This is a genomic window from Streptomyces sp. NPDC015130 (assembly GCF_043080005.1).
Taxonomy (GTDB): Bacteria; Actinomycetota; Actinomycetes; order Streptomycetales; family Streptomycetaceae; genus Streptomyces.
This window is the reverse complement of record NZ_JBIBVC010000013.1, coordinates 34437-56781: the sequence shown is the minus strand read 5'-3', so window position 1 is coordinate 56781 and position 22345 is coordinate 34437. Positions and strand designations below refer to the sequence as shown.

General features: G+C 70.3%; 20 protein-coding genes, 1 tRNA gene and 2 pseudogenes. 2 read left to right on the top strand and 21 right to left on the bottom strand.

The features are described 5' to 3' along the window. Positions 1–25: 25 nt before the first annotated feature. From ACF08F_RS25530 to ACF08F_RS25435, 20 genes are all read right to left on the bottom strand, one after another. Entirely contained in the window at positions 26–841 is an 816-nt protein-coding gene (locus tag ACF08F_RS25530) for a F0F1 ATP synthase subunit delta (RefSeq protein ID WP_392300862.1), read from the bottom strand. Beyond that, entirely contained in the window at positions 838–1383 is a 546-nt protein-coding gene (locus ACF08F_RS25525) for a F0F1 ATP synthase subunit B (RefSeq protein ID WP_150266034.1), read from the bottom strand. Before ACF08F_RS25525 ends, ACF08F_RS25530 begins: the two co-directional genes overlap by 4 nt. A gap of 40 nt (positions 1384–1423) precedes the next feature. Continuing rightward, on the bottom strand, positions 1424–1681 hold the full coding sequence (gene atpE, locus ACF08F_RS25520) for an ATP synthase F0 subunit C (RefSeq protein WP_093874070.1): 258 nt from the start codon (positions 1679–1681) through the stop codon (positions 1424–1426). A 91-nt stretch (positions 1682–1772) separates the two neighbouring features. Then, a complete protein-coding gene (gene atpB, locus ACF08F_RS25515; RefSeq protein WP_317599159.1) occupies positions 1773–2582 on the bottom strand; it encodes a F0F1 ATP synthase subunit A in 810 nt (269 codons plus the stop codon). A 222-nt stretch (positions 2583–2804) separates the two neighbouring features. Beyond that, complete coding sequence (locus tag ACF08F_RS25510; RefSeq protein ID WP_392300861.1) at positions 2805–3218, bottom strand: hypothetical protein; 414 nt, start codon at positions 3216–3218, stop codon at positions 2805–2807. Positions 3219–3480: 262 nt separating this feature from the next. Next, positions 3481–4788 (bottom strand): MraY family glycosyltransferase, encoded by a 1308-nt coding sequence (locus tag ACF08F_RS25505; protein ID WP_392300860.1) that lies wholly within the window; start codon positions 4786–4788, stop codon positions 3481–3483. Positions 4789–4895: 107 nt separating this feature from the next. After that, positions 4896–6143 carry a serine hydroxymethyltransferase gene (gene glyA / locus ACF08F_RS25500; protein ID WP_392300859.1) on the bottom strand — a complete coding sequence of 416 codons (1248 nt, stop codon included), beginning with the start codon at positions 6141–6143 and terminating at the stop codon, positions 4896–4898. Between the two features lie 276 nt (positions 6144–6419). Continuing rightward, positions 6420–7067, bottom strand: a complete 648-nt coding sequence (locus ACF08F_RS25495) for a protein-tyrosine-phosphatase (RefSeq protein WP_392300858.1) — start codon at positions 7065–7067, stop codon at positions 6420–6422. Then, positions 7064–7711, bottom strand: a complete 648-nt coding sequence (locus ACF08F_RS25490) for an L-threonylcarbamoyladenylate synthase (protein ID WP_024761921.1) — start codon at positions 7709–7711, stop codon at positions 7064–7066. Before ACF08F_RS25490 ends, ACF08F_RS25495 begins: the two co-directional genes overlap by 4 nt. A 49-nt stretch (positions 7712–7760) precedes the next feature. Further along, positions 7761–8606, bottom strand: a complete 846-nt coding sequence (gene prmC / locus ACF08F_RS25485) for a peptide chain release factor N(5)-glutamine methyltransferase (RefSeq protein ID WP_392300857.1) — start codon at positions 8604–8606, stop codon at positions 7761–7763. Positions 8607–8652: 46 nt separating this feature from the next. Next, positions 8653–9729 carry a peptide chain release factor 1 gene (gene prfA / locus ACF08F_RS25480; protein ID WP_392300856.1) on the bottom strand — a complete coding sequence of 359 codons (1077 nt, stop codon included), beginning with the start codon at positions 9727–9729 and terminating at the stop codon, positions 8653–8655. 97 nt (positions 9730–9826) lie between these two features. Then, positions 9827–10045 carry a 50S ribosomal protein L31 gene (gene rpmE, locus ACF08F_RS25475; protein ID WP_030321069.1) on the bottom strand — a complete coding sequence of 73 codons (219 nt, stop codon included), beginning with the start codon at positions 10043–10045 and terminating at the stop codon, positions 9827–9829. Positions 10046–10192: 147 nt separating this feature from the next. Beyond that, the gene (locus ACF08F_RS25470) at positions 10193–11323 is read right to left on the bottom strand and encodes an LCP family protein (protein WP_392300855.1); all 1131 of its coding nucleotides are present in this window, start codon (positions 11321–11323) and stop codon (positions 10193–10195) included. 217 nt (positions 11324–11540) lie between these two features. Beyond that, positions 11541–13616, bottom strand: a complete 2076-nt coding sequence (gene rho / locus ACF08F_RS25465; protein WP_392300854.1) for a transcription termination factor Rho — start codon at positions 13614–13616, stop codon at positions 11541–11543. Positions 13617–14094: 478 nt separating this feature from the next. Continuing rightward, positions 14095–15012 carry a homoserine kinase gene (gene thrB / locus ACF08F_RS25460; RefSeq protein ID WP_392300853.1) on the bottom strand — a complete coding sequence of 306 codons (918 nt, stop codon included), beginning with the start codon at positions 15010–15012 and terminating at the stop codon, positions 14095–14097. 360 nt (positions 15013–15372) lie between these two features. Then, the gene (gene thrC / locus ACF08F_RS25455; RefSeq protein WP_392300852.1) at positions 15373–16443 is read right to left on the bottom strand and encodes a threonine synthase; all 1071 of its coding nucleotides are present in this window, start codon (positions 16441–16443) and stop codon (positions 15373–15375) included. Between the two features lie 7 nt (positions 16444–16450). Next, on the bottom strand, positions 16451–17740 hold the full coding sequence (locus tag ACF08F_RS25450; protein ID WP_392300985.1) for a homoserine dehydrogenase: 1290 nt from the start codon (positions 17738–17740) through the stop codon (positions 16451–16453). A gap of 150 nt (positions 17741–17890) precedes the next feature. After that, the gene (lysA, locus tag ACF08F_RS25445; RefSeq protein ID WP_392300851.1) at positions 17891–19282 is read right to left on the bottom strand and encodes a diaminopimelate decarboxylase; all 1392 of its coding nucleotides are present in this window, start codon (positions 19280–19282) and stop codon (positions 17891–17893) included. Positions 19283–19300: 18 nt separating this feature from the next. Then, positions 19301–20269, bottom strand: a complete 969-nt coding sequence (gene nrtL / locus ACF08F_RS25440; RefSeq protein WP_392300850.1) for an ArgS-related anticodon-binding protein NrtL — start codon at positions 20267–20269, stop codon at positions 19301–19303. 81 nt (positions 20270–20350) lie between these two features. Further along, positions 20351–20920, bottom strand: a complete 570-nt coding sequence (locus ACF08F_RS25435; protein WP_392300984.1) for a response regulator — start codon at positions 20918–20920, stop codon at positions 20351–20353. Positions 20921–21089: 169 nt separating this feature from the next. Here ACF08F_RS25435 and ACF08F_RS25430 point away from each other — a divergent pair. After that, a tRNA-Arg gene (locus ACF08F_RS25430) sits at positions 21090–21161 on the top strand. Positions 21162–21815: 654 nt separating this feature from the next. On the opposite strand, the pseudogene ACF08F_RS25425 reads toward ACF08F_RS25430, so the two are convergent. Further along, positions 21816–22268: pseudogene (locus tag ACF08F_RS25425) on the bottom strand (site-specific integrase); the annotation flags it as partial. Here ACF08F_RS25425 and ACF08F_RS25420 point away from each other — a divergent pair. Continuing rightward, a pseudogene (locus ACF08F_RS25420) lies at positions 22253–22333 on the top strand (GntR family transcriptional regulator); the annotation flags it as partial. The pseudogenes ACF08F_RS25425 and ACF08F_RS25420 sit on opposite strands and share 16 nt — an antisense overlap. Positions 22334–22345 lie beyond the last annotated feature (12 nt).

Below are 22345 nucleotides of genomic sequence, written 5' to 3'. Positions count from 1 at the left end.
CTTTTTGCTGTGGTGGCTACAGCCGTCAGCCGGCCAGTCGCCGGGTCGCCTCGCCGAGGCGCTCCGCGATGGATCCGTTGATGACCTCGTCGCCGACCTGCACCGTGATCCCGCCGAGGACCGCCGGGTCCACGTCCAGGTTCAGGTGCATCTCCCGGCCGTACAGCTTGGCCAGGACGGCACCGAGTCGCTGCTTCTGCTGGTCGGACAGCGGCACCGCCGAGGTGACGACGGCGACCATCCGGTTCCGGCGCGCCGCGGCGAGCTTGGAGAGGGACTCGAGTCCCGCTTCCAGGCTACGTCCCCGGGGCTGGGTCACCAGACGGACGACCAGACGCTCGGTGGTCGCGTTGGCCTTGCCGCCGAGCAGGCTGCGGAGCAGCTCGCCCTTGGCGGTGGCCGTGGCGGCCTTGTCCGTCAGCGCCGAGCGGAGCTCGGGGCTGGAGGACACGATCCGGCCGAACCGGAACAGCTCGTCCTCGACGCCGTCGAGCGCGCCCGCCTTCTGCGCCGCGGTGAGGTCGGCGATGTTCGCCAGTTCCTCGGCCGCATCGACCAGGTCGCGCGAGGACGACCAGCGGTTGCGCACCATGCCCGAGACCAGGTCGACGGTCTCGCCGCCCACCTGACCGGTCAGGAGTCGCTGCGCGAGCTCGGCCTTGGCCTCGCCCGACTGCGCGGGGTCGGTCAGGACACGGCGCAGCGACACCTCGCGGTCGAGGAGCGCGGTGACGGCGGCCAGCTCGTCCGAGAGCTTCTTCGCGTCGACCGAGGTGTTGTCGGTCAGCGCGTCGAGGGACTCGCGGGCGGCGGACAGTGCCTCGCGGCTCGCTCCGTTCATCGGACGGCCTCCGCCTTCTCCTCGAGCTCGTCGAGGAAGCGGTCGATCGTCCGGCTCTGGCGGGCGACGTCCTCGAGGGACTCGCCGACCAGCTTGCCGGCCAGGTCGGTGGCGAGCTTGCCCACGTCCTGACGCAGCGACGCGGACGCGGCCTTGCGGTCGGCCTCGATCTGCGAGTGGCCGGCCGCGATGATCTCCTCGCGCTGGCGCTGGCCTTCCGCCTTCATCTCCTGGATGATCGCGGTGCCCTGCTCCGTCGCCTCCTGGCGAAGACGCGCGGCCTCGTGGCGGGCCTCGGCGAGCTGGGCCTTGTACTGCTCCAGCACACTCTGAGCCTCGATCTGGGCCGACTCGGCCTTCTCGATGCCGCCCTCGATGGCCTCGCGACGCTCGTCCAGAACCTTGTTGATGTTCGGGAGGAGCTTCTTGGCGAGGAAGCCGAAGACGATGACGAAGGCGATCAGGCCGATGACGAGCTCGTCAAGATGCGGGATCAGAGGAGGCTGGGGCTCCTCCGCCTGCGCAAGAAGCAGCGCGTTCACATCAGTGCCTTCCGTAAAAGAATCGGGCTGTCGGTCCGGCTTACTGGTAGACGAAGCCCATGACGATGCCGATGAGGGCGAGCGCCTCACAGAAGGCGAAGCCCATGATCTGGTTGGTGCGGATCAGACCGGCGGCCTCGGGCTGGCGGGCGAGGGCCTGCGTACCGTTACCGAAGATGATGCCGACGCCGACGCCGGGGCCGATCGCGGCGAGGCCGTAACCGATCGAGGCGACGTTGCCGACGACGTTCTCCTTGGCGCCGGCGGCGAGGTTGACCATGTCGAGAGCAGCGGACATGCCGTTACTTCCTTCTCTTTCAATGACCCGGTGGGGGTTGGCCACCGGACGACTGTTGGTTTCGGGGGTGGAGCTACGGGGCCGGAACGGCTCAGTGGTGCTCGGAGAGCGCGCCCTGGATGTAGCTGCAGGCCAGGAGGACGAAGACGTACGCCTGGACGGCCTGGATGAAGAGCTCGAAGGCGGTCATCACGAGGACCATCACGAAGGAGGCGCCGGCGTAGACGAAGCCGAGGCCGTTCATGAGGTACCAGGTGGCCAGCGAGAACATCACGATCAGCAGGTGACCGGCGAACATGTTCGCGAACAGTCGCACCGCGTGCGTGAAGGGCCGGATCAGGAGGTTCGAGAAGAACTCGAGGACGACGACCATCGGGAGGATGGCACCGAGGGACTTGTCGTAACCGACGATGTTCTTCCAGCCGCCCACGAAGCCGTGCTTCTTGAAAGTGAGCGAGATCCACATGACGTAGACGATCAGCGCGAGACCGGCCGGGAAGGCGATCAGCGAGGTGACCGGGAACTGGGCGAGCGGAATGATCGACCAGAGGTTCATGATCCAGACGAAGAAGAACAGCGACACCATGAAGGGGACGTACTTCTCGCCGTCCTTCTTGCCGATGATCTCGTAGACGATGCCGCGGCGCACGAAGTCGTAACCGGCCTCGCCGACCATCTGCATCTTGCCGGGGATCAGCTTGGGCTTGGCGAAGGCGGCCCAGAAGAACCCGACGACCACGATCGACCCGAGCACCGCGAGCAGCATCGGCTTCGTGATCTCGATGCCGGCCACCGTGGCGATGGGCTCGTACATGAACGTGTGCAGGCCCGGCGCCGGGAAGCCGCATCCACTGAAGATGTGGCAATCCGGGTCGAAGGCAAGCGTCTGGTCAGCACTCACCGCGGGCTCCTTCAGCGTGGCGCATAGGTACGGCAACCTCGTTGTGTCGGCGCGGCACGCAGCCGCGGGTCGGCACTGGACTGGTCTTACGGATAAGGGGGCGGCGGTTCGGCATCGAGCCTCGCGCTGGGACAGGCGTCTCGGATGCCCGCGCCCGCAGTGCCGCAGTTGGCACCGGACGATAGCAGGAAGCCGAACGCGGCTTTATCCCGGCCCTACCCTTCACGACTTCGACCCCGTGTTTCCGGGGTCGATGTAGTTGATCTTGGCCTTCATGTAGGCACGGGCCTGTGCGGCAACCCACACCACGGTCGTCGCGAGCAGCGTGAAGGCGAAGGCCTTGAAGTCGAACAGCGTGGTGTTCTTGAGCAAGGCGAGAAAGATGAACAGCACCAGCAACTGGGCCGTGTAGAGCATGAGCCCCATGGCCTGGAAGAGGTGCGGAAGCGACTTCGCCGTCCGCTGCAGAACCAATTGCCCGATGCCCATGAAGAGGATCACGACCAGGGTGCCGACGACGGCGCCGATCGCTCCCTTGCCACCGGCGACGACGCCACTGATGACCGTGGCGACTGCGCCGACGACAGCGGTGGGAACGGCGGTGTGCAGAAGGATGCGTGCGTCGTTGGACGGCATGGCGGTGTCTCCGCTTGCTGGAGGGGGCGATGGTGTCGTCGAGGACGAGCGTAAGCCCGGTCCGAGGTGGGTCTCGGGGCCAACAGACCGTCGCACTACGGTCTTTCGGCACTGTCGCCGGGTCTCGTGAACGGTATCACAAACTATTTGAGTAGTTCTTTACCCGTAGGGTGTGCCAACTGTCACACATGAGAGTTACTCCGCGCGTGTGTGCACGACACCGGGGTGACTTGTCTGGTAATGGCCGCCGAAGCGGCTTTCGTCAACTCGGCGTTCCGGCCTTCCGCCGATCGGTGAAGCGCTCCCGGTTGCCGATGGCGGTGGCCCCGTGGAGCCCCGCGGGCACCGGCACCCGTTCTTCTGTCAGGTCCGCGCCCACGCCCTCCGGCACCGGGGCCGGCTTGCGGCGGCGGTAGCGCGGCGGGACGACGGCCTGCGCCCAGCGGGGTGCGCGCGGCGTGAAGCGCGGCAGCAGGAGCAGGACGAGGCCGATGGCGCTCAGCACGGTGATGCCGAGGACGATCCACATCGAGGCCGAGTGGACCGAGTACGCCAGCGTCCCGAAGGCGATCAGCGCCGACCAGAAGTACATGATCAGGACGGCCCGGCTGTGCGAGTGGCCGATCTCCAGGAGCCGGTGGTGCAGGTGCCCGCGGTCGGCCGCGAACGGCGACTGGCCCTTCCACGTACGGCGCACGATCGCGAGGATCAGGTCCGCCATCGGGATCGCGATGATCGTGAGCGGCAGCACCAGCGGGATGAAGACGGGCAGGGCCGCGTGGGTGGCCTCACGGGTCGAGCCCTCGAAGATCTTCAGCGCGTCGGGGTCGACCTGGCCGGTGATCGAGATGGCCGAGGCGGCCAGGATCAGGCCGATCAGCATCGAGCCGGAGTCGCCCATGAAGATCCGCGCCGGGTGCATGTTGTGCGGCAGGAAGCCCAGGCACATGCCCATGAGGATGGCGGTGAAGAGCGTCGCGGGGGCGGCCGCCTCGATCGTGTAGCCGTACCAGAGCCGGTAGGCGTACAGGAAGAAGGCCGCGGCGGCGATGCAGACCATGCCGGCGGCGAGGCCGTCGAGGCCGTCGACGAAGTTGACGGCGTTGATGGTGACGACGACCAGGGCGACCGTCAGGAGCGTGCCCTGCCCGGGGGTCAGGGAGACGACGCCGACGCCGGGGATCGGCAGCCACAGGATCGTCAGACCCTGCGCGACCATCACGCCCGCCGAGATCATCTGCGCGCCCAGCTTGATGAGCGCGTCCAGCTCGAACTTGTCGTCGAGGACGCCGATCAGCCAGATCAGCGCGGCGCCGGAGAGCAGCGCGCGCGGTTCGTTGGACAGCTCGAAGACGCTGCTCAGGTTCTGCAGGTGGTCGGCGACGAGCAGACCCGTGCACAGCCCGAAGAACATGGCGATGCCACCGAGCCGCGGAGTCGGTTCTCGGTGTACGTCGCGGGCGCGGATCTCCGGCATCGCCCCGGTCGCGATGGCGAACTTCCGCACCGGACCGGTGAGCAGATAGGTCACCGCGGCCGTGACACAGAGCGTCAGCAGGTAATCACGCACGGGCTGCCCCACAGGAATCGCTGGCCATCTCAGCCCCACACCCTAGCCGTGCCGTCCATGTGCTTGGAGACACGCGGGCCGCCCGAACGGTTGCGCTCGGACTTTCCTCAGCGTCCATACGGGGGAAATCGGCCGGTCAGGGCACGTACTTCCGCCCTCACACGGGCCGTCTCGGCGGGATCGTCACGCAGCGCGGAGGTGAACAGTGCGGCAATTCTCGCCATCTCCGGGGCGCCCATGCCCTGGGTCGTGACGGCGGCCGTCCCGAGTCGGATGCCGCGCCCCTCCCCGTAGGGCAGGGCGCAGGTGTCGAGCACCAGGCCGGCGGCGGCCAGCCGGGCGCGGGCGGTGCGGCCGTCGACGCCGAGGGGTGCGGGGTCCGCGGTGATGAGGTGGGTGTCGGTGCCGCCGGTCGTGAGGGCGAAGCCCTCTGCGGCGAGCGCGGCGGCGAGCACCCGTGCGTGTTCCACCACCTGATGGGCGTACGTGGCGTACGCCGGAGTGGACGCCTCGCCGAAAGCCACCGCCTTGGCCGCGATCGTGTGCATCTGGGCGCCGCCCTGGGTGAACGGGAACACCGCCCGGTCGATCCGGCCCGCGAGCTCCGCACCGCACAGGACCATGCCGCCGCGCGGTCCGCGCAGGACCTTGTGGGTGGTGGCGCAGACGACGTCGGCGTACGGGACGGGGCTGGGGGCCGCTCCCCCGGCCACCAGGCCGATGGGGTGGGCCGCGTCGGCGATCAGGTACGCGCCGACCTCGTCGGCGATCTCGCGGAACAGCCGGTAGTCGAGGTGGCGGGGGTAGGAGATGGAGCCGCAGACGATCGCCTTGGGGCGGTGGTGCCGCGCGAGGGCGGCGACCTGCTCGTAGTCGACGAGTCCGGTCTCGGCGTCGACCCCGTACGGCACGAAGTCGAACCACCGGCCGGAGAAGTTGGCGGGTGAGCCGTGCGTGAGGTGCCCGCCGTGCTCCAGGCCCATGGCGAGGACGGTGTCCCCGGGCCTCAGGAGGGCCGCGTAGGCCGCCAGGACGGCCGAGGAGCCCGAGTGCGCCTGGACGTTCGCGTGATCGGCTCCGAAGAGCGCGGTGGCCCGTTCCACGGCGATCCGCTCGGCGGCGTCGGCGTACTCGCAGCCGCCGTGGTGGCGGGCGCCGGGGTAGCCCTCGGCGTACTTGTTCGCGAGCGGGGAGCCGAGGGCGGCGAGGACGGCGGGCGAGGCGAAGTTCTCGGCCGCGATGAGCTGCAGGCTGTCGCTCTGCCGCCGCACCTCGCCGAGCAGCACGTCGGCGATCTCCGGGTCCTGCCGGCGCAGGACGTCGAGATCCTCATCGGGGGGCGCGGTGACCGGCATGCCACCAATGTAGGCACGCACCCCGGACGGCGCGCGCCGACGGCGCGGCCGGATGCGGCCACGCGGCCGCGTGGCCGATGCGGGCGCGGCCGCGCCCCGTCAGTCGCGGGCGGCCACGCCCGTCAGGGCCGTCACGACGGCGTCCAGGGCCTGGTCGAGCCCCGCTCCCGATGCGCCCCTCGCACCCCTCGGCCCCGAGGGGCCTCCGGGGCTTCGGGTCGCCGCGGCGGCCTCCGACCGCCGGACGGTGCCGGAGCCGGGCACGCTCGCGTGCGTTCAGTCGCGGGCGGCCACGCCCGTCAGGGCCGTCACGACGGGGTCCAGGGCCTGGTTGATCTCGTCGCCGATCGAGCGGAAGAAGGTGATCGGGGCGCCGTACGGGTCGTTGACCTCGTCCGCGTCCACCGAGGGGGCGAGGAGCCACCCGCGTAGAGCCGCGGCAGCGCGGACCAGGGCGCGGGCGCGTTCGACCATGCCCTCGTCGCGCGGGTCCGGGAGCGTGGCGGGGTCGATCGCGCGGACCAGGCGGGTGAACTCCTTCAGCGTGAAGGTGCGCAGGCCCGCCGAGTGGCCCATCGAGATGACCTGCGCCCGGTGGTCACGGGTCGCCGTGAGGACGAGGTCGGCCCGGATGACGTGCTCGTCGAGGAGCTCGCGGCCCACGAAGCCGCTGTAGTCCGCGCCGAAGTCCGCGAGGACCAGTTCGGCGTTGGCCTCCATGGGGGCGCCCTCGTGCCCCCAGGTGCCGGCGCTCTCCACGACCAGGCCGCCGCCGAGAGGGTCGCCGAGGCGGTCGCACAGGGCATGGCGGGTCAGCCGCTCGGTGATCGGCGAGCGGCAGACGTTGCCGGTGCTGACGTGGAGGATGCGGAAGGTGCTGCTGTCGTCGAACCCCGCTATGCCACGCCCCTCAGGGGCGGTCAATGTGCCACCTCGAGGTCGGGTACGACCTTCCGGAGCTCCTCCGGGGAGAGCGCGCCCTCGCGGAGCAGCACCGGCACCTTGCCCGTGACGTCGACGATGGAGGACGGGACGATGCCGGGGGTCGGGCCGCCGTCGAGGTAGACGGAGACGGAGTCGCCGAGCATCTGCTGGGCCGCGTCGCAGTCCTCCGGCGACGGGTGGCCGGTGAGGTTGGCCGAGGAGACGGCCATGGGGCCGACCTCGGTGAGCAGCTCGATCGCGACCGGGTGCAGCGGCATGCGGATGGCGACGGTGCCGCGGGTGTCGCCCAGGTCCCACTGGAGGGACGGCTGGTGCTTGGCGACGAGGGTCAGGGCGCCGGGCCAGAAGGCGTCGACGAGCTCCCAGGCGTGCTCGGAGAAGTCCGTGACCAGGCCGTGGAGGGTGTTCGGGGAGCCGATGAGCACGGGCGTGGGCATGTTGCGGCCCCGGCCCTTGGCGGCCAGCAGGTCCGCGACGGCCTCGCTGCTGAAGGCGTCCGCCCCGATCCCGTACACGGTGTCGGTGGGCAGCACGACCAGCTCGCCCCGGCGGACGGCGGACGCGGCCTCGCGCAGGCCCGTCACACGATCGGTGGCCTCGTTGCAGTCGTATCGCCGTGCCATCAGTTCCCGGCCTCCTCGTTCGCGTGGTTCGTCGTCGCAGTCATGGCGGTCATGGCATTGCCTTGCGGGCGGTCGCGAAGCGCGGCCGGTTGTTCAGGTCCGGGTGGTCGGCGGCGTCGGCCCAGCCGGCCTCTTCGTTGAAGATCCACGGCACCTGTCCGCCCTGGGTGTCCGCGTGCTCGATGACGACGAGGCCACCGGGGCGCAGCAGCCGGTGGGCGGTGCGCTCGATGCCGCGGATGGTGTCGAGGCCGTCCTCGCCGGAGAAGAGGGCCATCTCCGGGTCGTGGTCGCGGGCCTCGGGTGCCACGTACTCCCACTCGGTGAGCGGGATGTAGGGCGGGTTGGAGATGACCAGGTCGACCTGGCCGTCCAGCTCCGGGAGGGCGGTCAGCGCGTCGCCCTGGTGGACGGTGACGCGGGAGCCCTCGGCGTTCTTCCGGGTCCAGACGAGGGCGTCGTCGGAGAGCTCCACCGCGTGCACGCGCGAGCGCGGCACCTCCTGCGCCATGGCGAGGGCGATGGCCCCGGAGCCGGTGCAGAGGTCGACGATGAGCGGTTCGACGACGTCCATGGCGCGTACGGCGTCTATGGCCCAGCCGACGACCGACTCGGTCTCGGGGCGGGGCACGAAGACGCCGGGCCCCACCTGGAGCTCCAGGAAGCGGAAGAACGCCCGGCCGGTGATGTGCTGGAGCGGTTCACGGGCCTCGCGGCGGGCGATCGTCTCCCAGTAGCGGGCGTCGAAGTCCGCGTCCTTGACGTTGTGCAGCTCCCCCCGCTTGACGCCGTGCACGAACGCGGCGAGCTCCTCCGCGTCGAAACGCGGTGAGGGAACGCCGGCGTCGGCCAGCCGCTGGGTGGCCTGGGCCACCTCGGCAAGCAGCAGGTTCACGCTGGTCCTCCGTGGTGCGGGGTGGGGCTTACGGAACTTACGCCACTCAGGCCGCGGCGAGCTTGGCGGCCGAGTCGGCGTCGACGCACGCCTGGATCATCGCGTCCAGGTCGCCGTCGAGCACCTGGTCGAGGTTGTACGCCTTGAAGCCGACGCGGTGGTCCGAGATGCGGTTCTCCGGGAAGTTGTACGTCCGGATCTTCTCGGAGCGGTCGACGGTGCGGACCTGGCTGCGGCGGGCGTCGGCGGCCTCGGCCTCGGCCTTCTCCTGGGCGGCCGCGAGGAGCCGGGAGCGCAGGATGCGCATGGCCTGCTCCTTGTTCTGGAGCTGGCTCTTCTCGTTCTGGCAGGAGGCGACGATGCCGGTCGGCAGGTGGGTGATGCGGACGGCGGAGTCGGTGGTGTTGACCGACTGGCCGCCGGGGCCCGAGGAGCGGTAGACGTCGATGCGCAGGTCGTTGGCGAGGATCTCGACCTCGACCTCCTCGGCCTCGGGCGTGACGAGCACGCCGGCGGCGGAGGTGTGGATGCGGCCCTGCGACTCGGTGGCGGGGACGCGCTGCACGCGGTGGACGCCGCCCTCGTACTTGAGGCGGGCCCAGACGCCCTGGCCGGGCTCGGTGGCGCCGTTGCCGCCCTTGGTCTTCACGGCGACCTGGACGTCCTTGTAGCCGCCGAGCTCGGACTCGGTGGCGTCGATGATCTCGGTCTTCCAGCCGACGCGCTCGGCGTACCGGAGGTACATGCGGAGCAGGTCGCCGGCGAAGAGCGCGGACTCGTCGCCGCCCGCGCCCGCCTTGATCTCCAGGATGACGTCCTTGTCGTCGCTGGGGTCGCGCGGGACGAGGAGCAGGCGGAGCTTCTCGGTGAGCCCCTCCCGGTCCTTCTCCAGCTGCTTGACCTCGGCGGCGAAGTCGGGGTCGTCCTGTGCCAGCTCGCGGGCGGTCTCGATGTCGTCACCGGTCTGCTTCCAGGAGCGGTAGGTGGCGACGATCGGGGTCAGCTCGGCGTAGCGCTTGTTCAGCTTGCGCGCGTTCGCCTGATCGGCGTGGACCGAAGGGTCTGCGAGCTTCGTCTCCAGGTCGGCGTGCTCGCCGACCAGGTCCTCGACCGCCTCGAACATCGGGGGCTCCTGGGTCTTTCGTCAGTTGCTACGGGGACGGCAAAGCGCCGGTCCCGGCCACCCGCGCGGGGCGACCGTGGACCGGCGCAGGGGCTCGCTACTTGGCGGAGCCGGCCTTGCCGAAGCGGGCCTCGAAGCGGGCCACGCGGCCGCCGGTGTCGAGGATCTTCTGCTTGCCCGTGTAGAACGGGTGGCACTCGGAGCAGACCTCGGCACGGATGGTGCCCTCGGTCAGGGTGCTACGAGTGGTGAACGACGCACCGCAGGTGCAGCTGACCTGGGTCTCGACGTACTCGGGGTGAATCTCGCGCTTCAAGGTGTCTCCTAGTTTCGGGAGGGCTCCGGGTCGCCGCCGCGGTGTTGCGGACAGCGTGAACCGGGGCCGACGTACCAGTCTGCCAGGACCGGCCGCATCTCCCCAAACCGGGGTGCGGCCGGAAGTATTCCCCGGCTGTCCCGGCAGCTACTTCACGACCCCTTCGGCCTTGCCCGTGGCCGCGTCCTTCGTCGCCGAGGCCGGGATCGGCCGGTCCGTCTTCAGGGCCTTCCAGACCTGCTGGGACTGGGCCTCCAGCGGGACGACGCGGTTGGGGTCGGCGGGGTCGTACTCGACCGGCAGCGTGATCATGTGGACCTTCTCGGGGCCGATGCCGGAGAGGCCCTTGGCGAAGCCCATGAGCTCCTGGACGGAGTCGAGCTCGGAGTCCGGGGTGATGGCCTTGGTGGCCGCGTCGGCGAGGTCGAGGAGCTTCGTCGGGCTGGTGAAGACGCCGACGTCCTTGACCTGGTCGATGAAGGCCTTCATGAAGGCCTGCTGGAGCTGGATGCGGCCGAGGTCGCTGCCGTCGCCGACGCTCTTGCGGGTGCGGACGAGGCCGAGGGACTGCTCGCCGTCGAGGGTGTGGGTGCCCGGGCCGAGGTCGAGGTGGCTCTTGGAGTCCTTGATCGGCTGGGTGGTGGTGATCTCCACGCCGCCGAGTTCGTCGATGAGCTTCTTGAAGCCCGTGAAGTCGACCTCGATGTAGTGGTCCATGCGGATGCCGGACATCGCCTCGACGGTCTTGACGGCACAGGCCGGGCCCCCGACCTCGTACGCGGTGTTGAACATCGCGCGCTTCTCGCCGGGGACGGACGTGCCCTTGCTGTCGGCGCACTTCGGCCGGTCGACGAGGGTGTCGCGGGGGATGGAGACCACACTGGCCTTCTTGTGGCCCTCGTAGACGTGGACGACCATCGCGGTGTCGGAGCGGGCGCCGCCCTCGTCCTCGCCGTACGCGGCGTTGTCGCCGGCGCGGGAGTCGGAGCCGAGGACGAGGATGTCCATGGAGCCGTTGTCGACGTCGTCGGGGCGCTCGGTGCCGAGCTGGGCGTTGATGTCGACGCCCTCGATGTTGCCGTCGAGCTTGACGTACACGTATCCCAGACCGGCCCCGCCCAGCACGAGGACCGCGGCGGCCCCGGACAGGAGGATCGTCAGGCGGCGTCGTCCCTTGGCGGGCGGCTTGCGGCGGCGGCCGCTGCCCGCGCCAGGGGGTCCCCCCACGCCCCAGGGGCGTCGGGGGCGTATTCGGCCGCTGCTGTTCTGCTCGGTCATCGTCATCCCTCGGGCCCTCGGTTCACCATATGTGACGGTGAAGCGCCCGAAAGAGTTGCATATGGACCTGTGAGGTTTGGACGGGCGAGGCACCGGCGACGCACCGCGCCCACCGTGCGGGGCACGGTGGGCGCGGTGGTTTACGCAGGTCACGACAGGGTTACGAGACCGAGGCCTCGCTCCGGCGGCGTGACCGATGCGTGACGCAGGTCACACATCAGTCGTCGTTCTTGCCGCCCGGCGTCGTCTTCTGGATCTGGAGCAGGAACTCGCCGTTCGACTTCGTCTGCTTCATCTTGTCGAGGAGCAGCTCGATCGCCTGCTGCTGGTCGAGCGCGTGCAGCACGCGGCGCAGCTTCCAGGTGACGGCGAGCTCGTCGGCGCCGAGCAGGATCTCTTCCTTACGCGTACCCGAGGCGTCGACGTCGACGGCCGGGAAGATGCGCTTGTCGGCGAGCTTCCGGTCGAGCTTGAGCTCCATGTTGCCGGTGCCCTTGAACTCCTCGAAGATCACCTCGTCCATGCGCGAACCGGTGTCGACGAGCGCGGTCGCGAGGATGGTCAGCGAGCCGCCGTCCTCGATGTTGCGCGCCGCACCGAAGAAGCGCTTCGGCGGGTAGAGCGCGGTCGAGTCGACACCACCGGACAGGATGCGGCCGGAGGCCGGCGCCGCGAGGTTGTACGCGCGACCCAGGCGGGTGATCGAGTCGAGCAGGACGACGACATCGTGACCCAGCTCCACGAGGCGCTTGGCGCGCTCGATGGCGAGCTCGGCGACCGTGGTGTGGTCCTCGGCCGGACGGTCGAAGGTCGAGGAGATGACCTCGCCCTTGACCGACCGCTGCATGTCGGTGACCTCTTCCGGACGCTCGTCGACCAGGACGACCATCAGGTGGCACTCGGGGTTGTTGTGCGTGATCGCGTTGGCGATCGCCTGCATGATCATGGTCTTGCCGGTCTTCGGCGGGGCCACGATCAGACCGCGCTGGCCCTTGCCGATCGGCGACACGAGGTCGATGATCCGCGTGGTCAGCACGCCCGGGTCGGTCTCCAGGCGGAGCCGGTCCTGCGGGTAGAGCGGGGTCAGCTTGTTGAACTCCGGGCGGCCACGGCCGGAGTCGGCCGCCATGCCGTTCGCGGAGTCCAGGCGGACCAGCGCGTTGAACTTCTCGCGGCGCTCGCCGTCCTTCGGCTGGCGCACGGCACCGGTGACGTGGTCACCCTTGCGCAGGCCGTTCTTGCGGACCTGGGCGAGGGAGACGTACACGTCGTTCGGGCCGGGCAGGTAGCCGGAGGTCCGGATGAACGCGTAGTTGTCGAGGATGTCGAGGATGCCCGCGACGGGGATCAGGACGTCGTCGTCGGAGACCTGCGGCTCGCCGGCCTGGAAGTCGTCACGGCCACGGCGGCCACGACGGTCGCGGTAGCGACCGCGACGGCCGCGACGGCCGCCCTCGGCGTCGTCGTAGTCGTCCTGCGGACCGGCCTGCTGGCCGCCCTGCTGACCCTGGCTCTGGCCCTGACCCTGCTGGCCCTGACCCTGGCCCTGGCCGCCCTGGCGCTGACGCTGACCGCCCTGGCCCCCGCCCTGCTGCTCGTCGCCCTTGCCGCGCTCGCGCTGACGGTCACGGCGGTCACGGCGGTCGCCGCGCTCCCCGCGCTCGCCGCGGTCGCGACGGCCACGGCCCTCGGCGCCGTCGACGGCGGCCTCGGCCTTGGCGTCGGCCTGCGTGTCGGCCTTGGCCTCGGTACGGGTCTCGGTGCGCGCCTCGGCCTTGACGGCCTGGGCGGCCTCGGCCTTGGCCTCGCCCTCCGGCGAACCGGCGGGGGCGGTGGCCCGACGACGACGGCGCTCACCGGCCGGCTGGTCGTCGGAGGCCGGCTGGCCCGGGATGTCGATCTGCTGCTGGGCGACGGCCTTCTCGGCCTTCTCCGCCTGGGGCGCGGCGGCCTCGGCCGCGGTCTCGCCCGTACGGGTCTTGGCGGTGGCGCGGCGCTTCGGCTTGGTCTCGACGGCCTCGGCGGCCTTGGCGGCCTTGGCGGGCGCGGCGGTTCCGCCGCCGGCCTGCGCCTCCTTGATGACCTCGATCAGCTGGCTCTTGCGCATCCGCGCAGTGCCCCTGATGCCGAGGCCGGACGCGACCTGCTGCAGCTCGGCCAGGACCATGCCGTCGAGGCCGGTGCCGGAGCGGCGGCGCCGTGCGGTGCCGCCGGTGGCAGCACCTGCGGCGGGCGCGGCGGCGTCGACACTGCTGTCGGCAGTCACGCCCATCAGATCGGTGGTGTCGCTCACGAAGGGTCCTTCCCTGGAGCGGACGTCGGCCATCTGGCTCGGCGACCGGTTGTGCTGTCCGGACAGGGTCCTGGCTTGTGGACCGTGTCCGGGGCGGTGGTCCCGCCGGGTACGGCGGAGAGAGAAACGTGCTGTGGGTCCGGCCCGAGGCCCCCTGCTCGGCCCTCACCGGAAAAAGCGAGGGGTGTCGCGCCGGTTCCGGAGCGTGCTCAAAACTGCTCAGGCAGGCTGCTCAGGCAGTTGAGGAGGCTCCCGGAAGAATGGTGGTCCCTGATGGGGACACTCCGCACCGCTCCACAAAGAGGTCGGGTGCAGACTTGAGGTTAACACTACCGGCTCCAACAAACATTCCCCCTCTCCCTCACCGGCAATCTCTTGTCCGGCTGTCGTCCGCGGCGCCGCGCCGTTCGGAGCGCCGCGTGGACCGGAACCGCGGAAGGGGGGCGCTGCCCGGCGCCCCCCGCCGCCGCGGCGCGCCCTAGGGCGCCAGCGGCAGCACGCTCGCTCCGGGCGCGTCGAGGTCGAGCCGGTTCGCGGCCCAGCCCTCGCCCGCCAGTCGGGCGACCTTGTCGGCCGTCCCGTGTTCGGCCAGCGCGAGCACCGTGGGGCCCGCGCCGGAGATGACCGCGGGGACGCCGTCCGCGCGCAGTCGGTTCACAAGGGCGATGCTCTCCGGCATCGCGGGGGCCCGGTACTCCTGGTGCAGCCGGTCCTCGGTGGCCGCGAGCAGCAGCTCGGGGCGACGGGTCAGGGCCTCGACGAGGAGGGCGGCGCGCCCGGCGTTGGCCGCGGCGTCCACATGCGGGACGGTGCGCGGCAGAAGTCCGCGGGCGGTCTCGGTCAGTACCGGCTTCCCGGGCACGAAAACCACCGGAACGATGGAATCGGAAGGATCCATCCTGATCGCCCGCGCGGAGCCGGACTCGGTCCAGGCGAGCGTGAATCCGCCGAGGAGACAGGCGGCGACGTTGTCGGGGTGGCCCTCGATCTCGGTGGCCAGTTCGAGCAGGGCGGCCTCGTCGAGCTTCGCGTCCCCGCCTATGGTCACGGCACGGGCGGCGACGATGCCGGCGCAGATGGCGGCGGAGGAGGAGCCGAGGCCGCGGCCGTGCGGGATGCGGTTGGCGCAGACGACCTCGAGGCCGCGCGGCTGCCCGCCGAGCAGGTCGAAGGCGGTGCGCAGGGAACGTACGAGCAGGTGGCTCTCGTCGCGCGGGAGGGTCTCCGCACCCTCGCCCGCGATGTCGACGTGCAGCCCCGAGTCGGCGACCCGGACGACGACGTCGTCGTAGAGACCCAGCGACAGGCCGAAGGCGTCGAAGCCCGGGCCGAGGTTGGCGCTGGTGGCGGGGACGCGCACCCGTACGGCGGCGGCGCGGAACGCTGGACCGGCCATCGCTCGATGACTCTCCTTGATTGCGACAACGGTGTTTCAGACAGCGGGTGTTGCGGTCTTCTGGTGGTGCTTGCTTCGGTCGCTGCGGACAGCGGGTGGTGCGGACTGCGTGTGTTTCGGACAGCGGGTGCTCACGACGGGTGTACGGGGACCCGGGGTCCGTTTCGGCCTGGAGGCGACAACGGCAACAACACCGCGCATATGCGTCGGGGCGGGTCGGTACAGCCTATCGAAGGAAGGTTCTGTGGCGACATAGGGCGCACAGGAGGCGCACGATGCGTGTCGCGAGCCAACCTGTGCGCCTATGTACGTTCCTGATCGGGTTTCGATCAGTACTTCGCCCCGCGCGGAGGGGTGGGATCAGGCCAGACCGAGGCGCTCGGCGGCGGCCGCGGCGTCGACCGGGACGGTCACCGGCTGCGGCGCGCCGGCCACGGCCCAGTCGGGGTCCTTCAGGCCGTTGCCCGTGACCGTGCAGACGATCCGCTGACCCGGGTCGACCTTGCCCTGCTCGGCGGCCTTCAGCAGACCGGCGACCGAGGCGGCCGAGGCGGGCTCGACGAAGACGCCCTCCTGCGCGGCCAACAGGCGGTAGGCGCGCAGGATCTCACGGTCCGTCACCTCGTCGATGAAGCCGCCCGACTCGTCACGCGCGGCGATCGCGTAGTCCCACGAGGCCGGGTTGCCGATGCGGATCGCGGTGGCGATCGTCGACGGGTCCTTGACGACCTCGCCGCGCACGAGCGGCGCGGAGCCGGAGGCCTGGAAGCCCCACATGCGCGGCCGGTGCGTGGACAGGGCGTCGGCGGCGTACTCGGTGTACCCCTTCCAGTACGCCGTGATGTTGCCGGCGTTGCCCACGGGCAGCACGTGGATGTCGGGGGCGTCGCCCAGCATGTCCACGATCTCGAACGCGGCGGTCTTCTGGCCCTCGATGCGGACCGGGTTGACCGAATTGACCAGCGCCACCGGGTAGTTCTCGGAGAGGCTGCGGGCCAGCGTCAGGCAGTCGTCGAAGTTGCCGTCGACCTGGAGGATCTTCGCGCCGTGCACGAGGGCCTGGCCCATCTTGCCGAGCGCGATCTTGCCCTGGGGCACGAGGACGGCCGAGACCATGCCGGCCCGCACCGCGTAGGCCGCGGCCGAGGCGGAGGTGTTGCCGGTGGACGCGCAGATGACGGCCTTCGCACCCTCCTCCTTGGCCTTGGTGATGGCCATGGTCATGCCCCGGTCCTTGAAGGAGCCGGTGGGGTTGGCGCCCTCGACCTTGAGGTGCACCTCGCAGCCCGTGCGCTCGGACAGGACCTGAGCGGGGACGAGCGGCGTGCCGCCCTCACGGAGCGTGACGACGGGCGTCGTGTCCGTGACCGGAAGGCGGTCCCGGTACTCCTCGATGATGCCGCGCCACTGATGGGTGCCCTTGCTGGTCATGGGTCCTTTACTCCCCTTCAACACGCATGATGCTGGCGACACCGCGCACGGTGTCGAGCTTGCGCAGCGCCTCGACGGTCCCGGAGAGGGCGGCGTCGGGCGCGCGGTGGGTGACGACGACGAGAGAGGCCTCGCCGTCCTTGCCCTGCTGGCGCACCGTATCGATGGATACGCCGTGCTCGGCGAAGACCGTCGCGACCTGGGCGAGGACGCCCGGCTTGTCGGCCACGTCGAGGCTGATGTGGTACCGCGTCACCACGTCGCCCATGGGGCTCACGGGCAGCTGGGTGTACGCGGACTCGCCGGGGCCGGTGGCCTCGTTGAGCTTGTTGCGGCCCACGGCGACGAGGTCGCCGAGGACGGCCGAGGCGGTCGGCGAACCGCCGGCGCCGGGACCGTAGAACATGAGCTGCCCGGCGGCGTCGGCCTCGACGAAGACGGCGTTGTACGCCTCGCGGACGGAGGCCAGCGGGTGGGTCAGCGGGATCATCGCCGGGTGCACGCGCGCGGTGACGGACTCGCCGTCGGCGGCCCGCTCGCAGATCGCGAGCAGCTTGATGGTGCAGCCCATCTGCTTCGCCGAGGCGAAGTCGGCGGCGGTGACCTCGGTCATGCCCTCGCGGTAGACGTCGTCGAGCCGCACGCGCGTGTGGAAGGCGATCCCGGCGAGGATGGCGGCCTTGGCGGCGGCGTCAAAGCCTTCGACGTCGGCGGTCGGGTCGGCCTCGGCGTAACCGAGGGCGGTGGCCTCGTCCAGCGCCTCCGAGTACCCGGCGCCGGAGTTGTCCATCTTGTCCAGGATGAAGTTCGTCGTGCCGTTGACGATGCCCATCACCCGGTTGATCTTGTCGCCGGCGAGCGACTCGCGGAGCGGCCGGATGAGCGGGATGGCCCCCGCGACGGCGGCCTCGTAGTACAGGTCCTGGCCGTGCTGCTCGGCGGCGGCGTAGAGCGTCGCGCCGTCCTGGGCCAGGAGCGCCTTGTTCGCGGAGACCACGGAGGCCCCGTGCTCGAAGGCGGTGGTGATGAGGGAGCGGGCCGGCTCGATCCCGCCGATGACCTCGACGACGACGTCGATGTCGCCCCGTTTGACGAGGGCGGTCGCGTCGGTGGTGATCAGCTCGGCCGGGATGCCCCCGCGGACCTTGTCCGGGCGGCGGACGGCCACGCCGGCGAGCTCGACCGGGGCGCCGATGCGCGCGGCGAGGTCGTCGGCGTGCGTCGTCATGATGCGCGCCACCTCTGAGCCGACCACTCCACAGCCCAGCAGCGCCACCTTCAGCGGACGCGTACGCATCATCCGACCTCGTTTCTCGTACTGCTTCGTCGTCGTATCTCTACGGTTTTCTACGGTGCAACCAGTCTCACTCACCGGACGGGGGTTTCCGCCCCCTGTCCGGATCCTGAGACATCTATTTCATCACTCGGCTGCGACTCGACTATTTCATCAGCCGACGTCGAGACGCAGAAGATCTTCCTCCGTCTCGCGCCGGACGATCACCCGGGCCTCGCCGTCCCGGACGGCGACGACCGGCGGCCGGAGCGCGTGGTTGTAGTTGCTGGCCATCGAGCGGCAGTAGGCGCCGGTCGCGGGCACGGCGATGAGGTCGCCGGGGGCCAGGTCGGCGGGGAGGAAGGCGTCCCGTACGACGATGTCACCGCTCTCGCAGTGCTTGCCGACGACCCGGGAGAGCATGGGCTCGGCCTCGCTGGTCCGCGAGACCAGGCTGACGCTGTACTCGGCGTCGTACAGGGCGGTGCGGATGTTGTCCGACATGCCGCCGTCGACGCTCACGTACGTGCGCAGGCCTTCCAGGGGCTTGACCGTGCCGACCCGGTAGAGCGTGAACGCGGTGGGCCCGACGATGGCGCGCCCCGGCTCGACGGAGATCCGCGGCGTCCGCAGCCCCGCGGACTCGCACTCCCGCGTGACGATCTCGCTGAGCGCCTTGGCGATCTCGTGCGGCTCGCGCGGGTCGTCCTCGGAGGTGTACGCGATGCCGAGGCCACCGCCCAGGTCGATCTCGGGGAGCTCGACGCCGTGCTCGTCCCGGACCTCGGCGAGCAGCTGCACGACGCGCCGCGCGGAGACCTCGAACCCGGCCATGTCGAAGATCTGCGACCCGATGTGCGAATGAATACCGATGAGCTCGAGCCCGTCGAGCTTGAGCGCCCGTCGCACGGCCTCGGCGGCCTGCCCGCCGGCGAGCGCGATGCCGAACTTCTGGTCCTCGTGCGCGGTGGCGATGAACTCGTGCGTGTGGGCCTCGACGCCGACCGTCACACGGATCTGCACGCGCTGGCGCTTCCCGAGGGACTGCGCGATGTGGGCGACCCGCACGATCTCCTGGAAGGAGTCGAGCACGATCCGCCCGACGCCGGCCTCGACGGCCGTCCGGATCTCTTCCTCGCTCTTGTTGTTCCCGTGGAAGGCGATCCGCTCGGCGGGCATCCCGGCCGAGAGCGCCGTGGTGAGCTCGCCGCCGGAACAGACGTCGAGATTCAGCCCCTCCTCCTTGAGCCACCGCACGATCGCGCGGGAGAGGAACGCCTTGCCGGCGTAGAACACGTCGGCGTCCTTGCCGAAGGCCTCGGCCCAGGCGCGGCAACGGGCACGGAAGTCGCTCTCGTCGAGGAAGTAGGCGGGGGTGCCGAACTCCTCGGCGAGCGCGTCGACGCCCAGCCCCCCGACGGTGGCGACACCTCGCTCGTCCCGCGTCACGGTCCGGGCCCACACCTTGGGGTCGAGGACGTTGAGGTCGGCGGGCGGCGCGGAGTAGTGGCCCTCGGTGAGGACGTCGGCGTGGCGGGGGCCTGCGGGGTGGGCGGAACGGCTCATGTCTGGTCTTCTGCTCTTTCAGGTCCGGTCGGGTGCGCTGATGCCGAGCACGGAGAGGCCACCGGCGAGCACCGTCCCGGCGGCTTCGGCGAGCGCCAGCCGGGAACGATGGGCGGCCGAGGGTTTCTCGTCGCCGAGCGGCAGGACGGTGTGCTGGAACGCGAGCAGCGCGTCGGCGAGGGCCTCCAGGTGCCGGGCGACCCGGTCGGGAGCACGGTGGCGGGCGGCGGCGAGCAGGACGGCGGGGTGGTCGCCGAGCAGGCCGAGAAGGGCGGGAGCGTCCACGAGGACCTCCCACTCGGGGCGGACCCCGAGCTGCTCCCCGTTGACGAGCAGCCGCCGGACGCGGGAGTACGCGTACTGCACCCGGAAGAGGGCGTTGCGCTCGTGCCGGGCGAGGAGGGCCGCCCCGTCGAGGGGCCGGTCGTGCGGCGCGGCACGCAGCAGGGCCCACCGGGCGGCGTCGCGCCCGAGCCGCTCGACGTCGTACGCCCCGGGATGCACGTACACGCGCTCGCCGTCGCCGCCGTCCGCGCCGGCCTCGGCACCCTGCGAACGCAGCAGCCCCACGACGACCTCGGTCACGAGCACGGCCCGCGACTCTGTCACCTCGGCGAAGCGGACGGTGGTGCCCGCGAGCGCGGCGCCGTGCCCGTACGAGCTGCCGGCGTCACGAATACGTCGGACGACCCCGCCGCCCGCGTCACCGCGCAGGACGAAGTTCAGGAACCCGGGGCCGGTGATCTCGACGCCACGGAGTCCGGGTGCGTCACGGAGCCGTTCCTCGATGATCCCGGCGACCTCACGGGCGCTGCGCCCGGCGGACCTGGCGAGGGTGAGGGCGACATTGCTGGCGTACTCCCCGGCACCGCCGGGGCGGGCCCGCTCGACCTTGATCGTCGGGGGCACCTCGACCCGCAGCGCACCGTCGTCGACCGCACGGCGCACGGCGTGCAGCACGGTGAGGGAGAGGTCCGCGGGGGTCACGGGACAAGCCTAGGGGAGGAGGGGGGTCAGAACGCGAACCGGTTTCGCCATGCGGGCACCTGTCCCGGCCCGGCGAGCTCCTCAATGACCGCCGGGCGCGCCATGGGCACGGCAGGTGCCCTCCGTGACGTCCTGCGCCCCGTCACGCCGAGCACCCTCGCGGGCGTCATCCCGGGAGCCTTCCCGGGGATCCACTCGGGCCTCCACCCGGGATCCGAGCCGCCCGTCGGCTGCGGGCGGCTCCTCTCCCCCCTCCGGCCCGGCACCCTTCCGGGGCGCGCGGCGCTCGTGGTGCATCAACTGCCGCACGACACGGACGAGCTCGGAGGGCTCGAAGGGCTTGGCGAGAAAGGCGTCGACACCGGAAGCGACACCACCGGCCGCCTCGTGCTCACCGCAGGCACTGATGATCGCCACCGGCAGATGTCTGGTCCGCGGGTCGGCCCGCAGCCGCTCGGCCGTCTTGATCCCGTCCAAGCGGGGCATGACGACATCAAGGGTGACGACATCAGGACAGACCTGATGAACGACATCCAGACACTCGGCACCATCGGCCGCGGTCACGACCTCGAACCCCTCGAGTTCGAGATTGACCCTGATCAACTGCCGGATCACCTTGTTGTCGTCGACAACGAGCACCCGACCGGACATGCCTGACACACGAACGAGAGTAGGACGCCCCGATGAGCTGCGTCCGGGTTTTGCCCACTTCCGACCCGTGCGGGGGAACCAGCCCCTGGTGACACCACGGAAATACCTGTTCACAGGCACGCCCCACGAGCTGGTAGGGTTCTACCCGTCGCCGCCGAACGCGGCGGACGCCCCCGTAGCTCAGGGGATAGAGCAACGGCCTCCGGAGCCGTGTGCGCAGGTTCGAATCCTGCCGGGGGCACTTCGCAGGAAGTGCCACACAGACCCCGTGATCAGCGGAAACGCTGAGAACGGGGTCTTGTTGTATGTGCAGGCGTGTGCAGCGCTGAGCGGCCGTATGTCGAGGTCTGTGGACGAGGCGTGGACGGGATCTTGGGGCATCGCCGCAGGTGGCGGCATGGCGATGGTGACCGCCTAGCAGTGCTGTGGGGTCACCCTGGCGAGCGGGAGGCCGTGGATGCACTCAGGCAGTGCCGGCGTGCCGCGAAGAGTCTGGTCCCGTGAGGCGAAGATCGGAGGCTGAACTGAGGCTGCCAGGCGGACATACGCGCAGCGGCAAACTCGCCTTCCGTATATGGCTGTTCGTCTGACAAAAGGCCGAACTGGCAAGGTTCACAAAGTTAGACTCCGTCGCGACGGAGTCAGCGACGGACGACACGGAGGACGAGAATGAGCGCGAGCGGGACCCGCACTTGCTCTTTGTGCGGCGAGGGAGGGCACGACAGGCGGTCGTGCGACGTCTCTCCCAACGCGGGGAAGTGCAGCGTGTGTGACTACCGCGGGCACGACAAGCGAAACTGCCCTCGCAAGTGAGGAAGCACCACCGCAGGTAGGGCTTGGAACGAGGAAGGCCCCAGACGAAACGCCTGGGGCCTCAGTCTTGTGACGGGACGACTCAGTCGTACTCGCGGAGCAGGTCCTCAATGCGCCGGTTGGCGACGTCCTGGCGCCCGTCGAGGCACTTCGCGTAGCGGGTCAGCAGGACCTCCACGCTGTTGCCGGCGCGCTCCGCCACCTCGGTCGGGTCGACGCCCGCGTTGAGCCAGGTCGACAGCGCCGAGTGCCGAAGGTCGTACGGCCGACTCGCGAGCGGCGAGGCTGCGACGGCCGGCGGAAGCGCGAGGAGCCGGGCCTCCTACCACACGCGGTAGTAGGTCGAGGAGGGCACGACAGAGCCCTTCTCGCTGAAGAACAGGCGCCCATCGTCCGCCGTGCCGAAGGTGGCCAGGTGCTCACGGAGAACGGTAATCAGGTGCGGCGGAATGGGCACCCGACGAACGTCCTCAGTCGGTCGGTTTTTCAGCCCGCGGTCGTCGTGGGTCTCCCCCGAAAGTGCATGCCGCTTCCCGCTTCGCCTGGGAATACGACTTCAAGGTCCCTGACTCGGCCAAGGACAGGAACGACCAGCAGTGATCTCTACTCAGG

Excerpts from the sequence above, each read along its gene's own strand:
- ACF08F_RS25530 (WP_392300862.1), bottom strand. The coding sequence starts at position 841 with ATGAACGGAGCGAGCCGCGAGGCACTGTCCGCCGCCCGCGAGTCCCTC.
- atpE (WP_093874070.1), bottom strand. The coding sequence starts at position 1,681 with ATGTCCGCTGCTCTCGACATGGTCAACCTCGCCGCCGGCGCCAAGGAG.
- ACF08F_RS25510 (WP_392300861.1), bottom strand. The coding sequence starts at position 3,218 with ATGCCGTCCAACGACGCACGCATCCTTCTGCACACCGCCGTTCCCACC.
- glyA (WP_392300859.1), bottom strand. The coding sequence starts at position 6,143 with ATGCCGGTCACCGCGCCCCCCGATGAGGATCTCGACGTCCTGCGCCGG.
- ACF08F_RS25490 (WP_024761921.1), bottom strand. The coding sequence starts at position 7,711 with ATGGCACGGCGATACGACTGCAACGAGGCCACCGATCGTGTGACGGGC.
- prfA (WP_392300856.1), bottom strand. The coding sequence starts at position 9,729 with ATGTTCGAGGCGGTCGAGGACCTGGTCGGCGAGCACGCCGACCTGGAG.
- ACF08F_RS25470 (WP_392300855.1), bottom strand. The coding sequence starts at position 11,323 with ATGACCGAGCAGAACAGCAGCGGCCGAATACGCCCCCGACGCCCCTGG.
- thrB (WP_392300853.1), bottom strand. The coding sequence starts at position 15,012 with ATGGCCGGTCCAGCGTTCCGCGCCGCCGCCGTACGGGTGCGCGTCCCC.
- thrC (WP_392300852.1), bottom strand. The coding sequence starts at position 16,443 with ATGACCAGCAAGGGCACCCATCAGTGGCGCGGCATCATCGAGGAGTAC.
- ACF08F_RS25450 (WP_392300985.1), bottom strand. The coding sequence starts at position 17,740 with ATGCGTACGCGTCCGCTGAAGGTGGCGCTGCTGGGCTGTGGAGTGGTC.
- lysA (WP_392300851.1), bottom strand. The coding sequence starts at position 19,282 with ATGAGCCGTTCCGCCCACCCCGCAGGCCCCCGCCACGCCGACGTCCTC.
- ACF08F_RS25435 (WP_392300984.1), bottom strand. The coding sequence starts at position 20,920 with ATGTCCGGTCGGGTGCTCGTTGTCGACGACAACAAGGTGATCCGGCAG.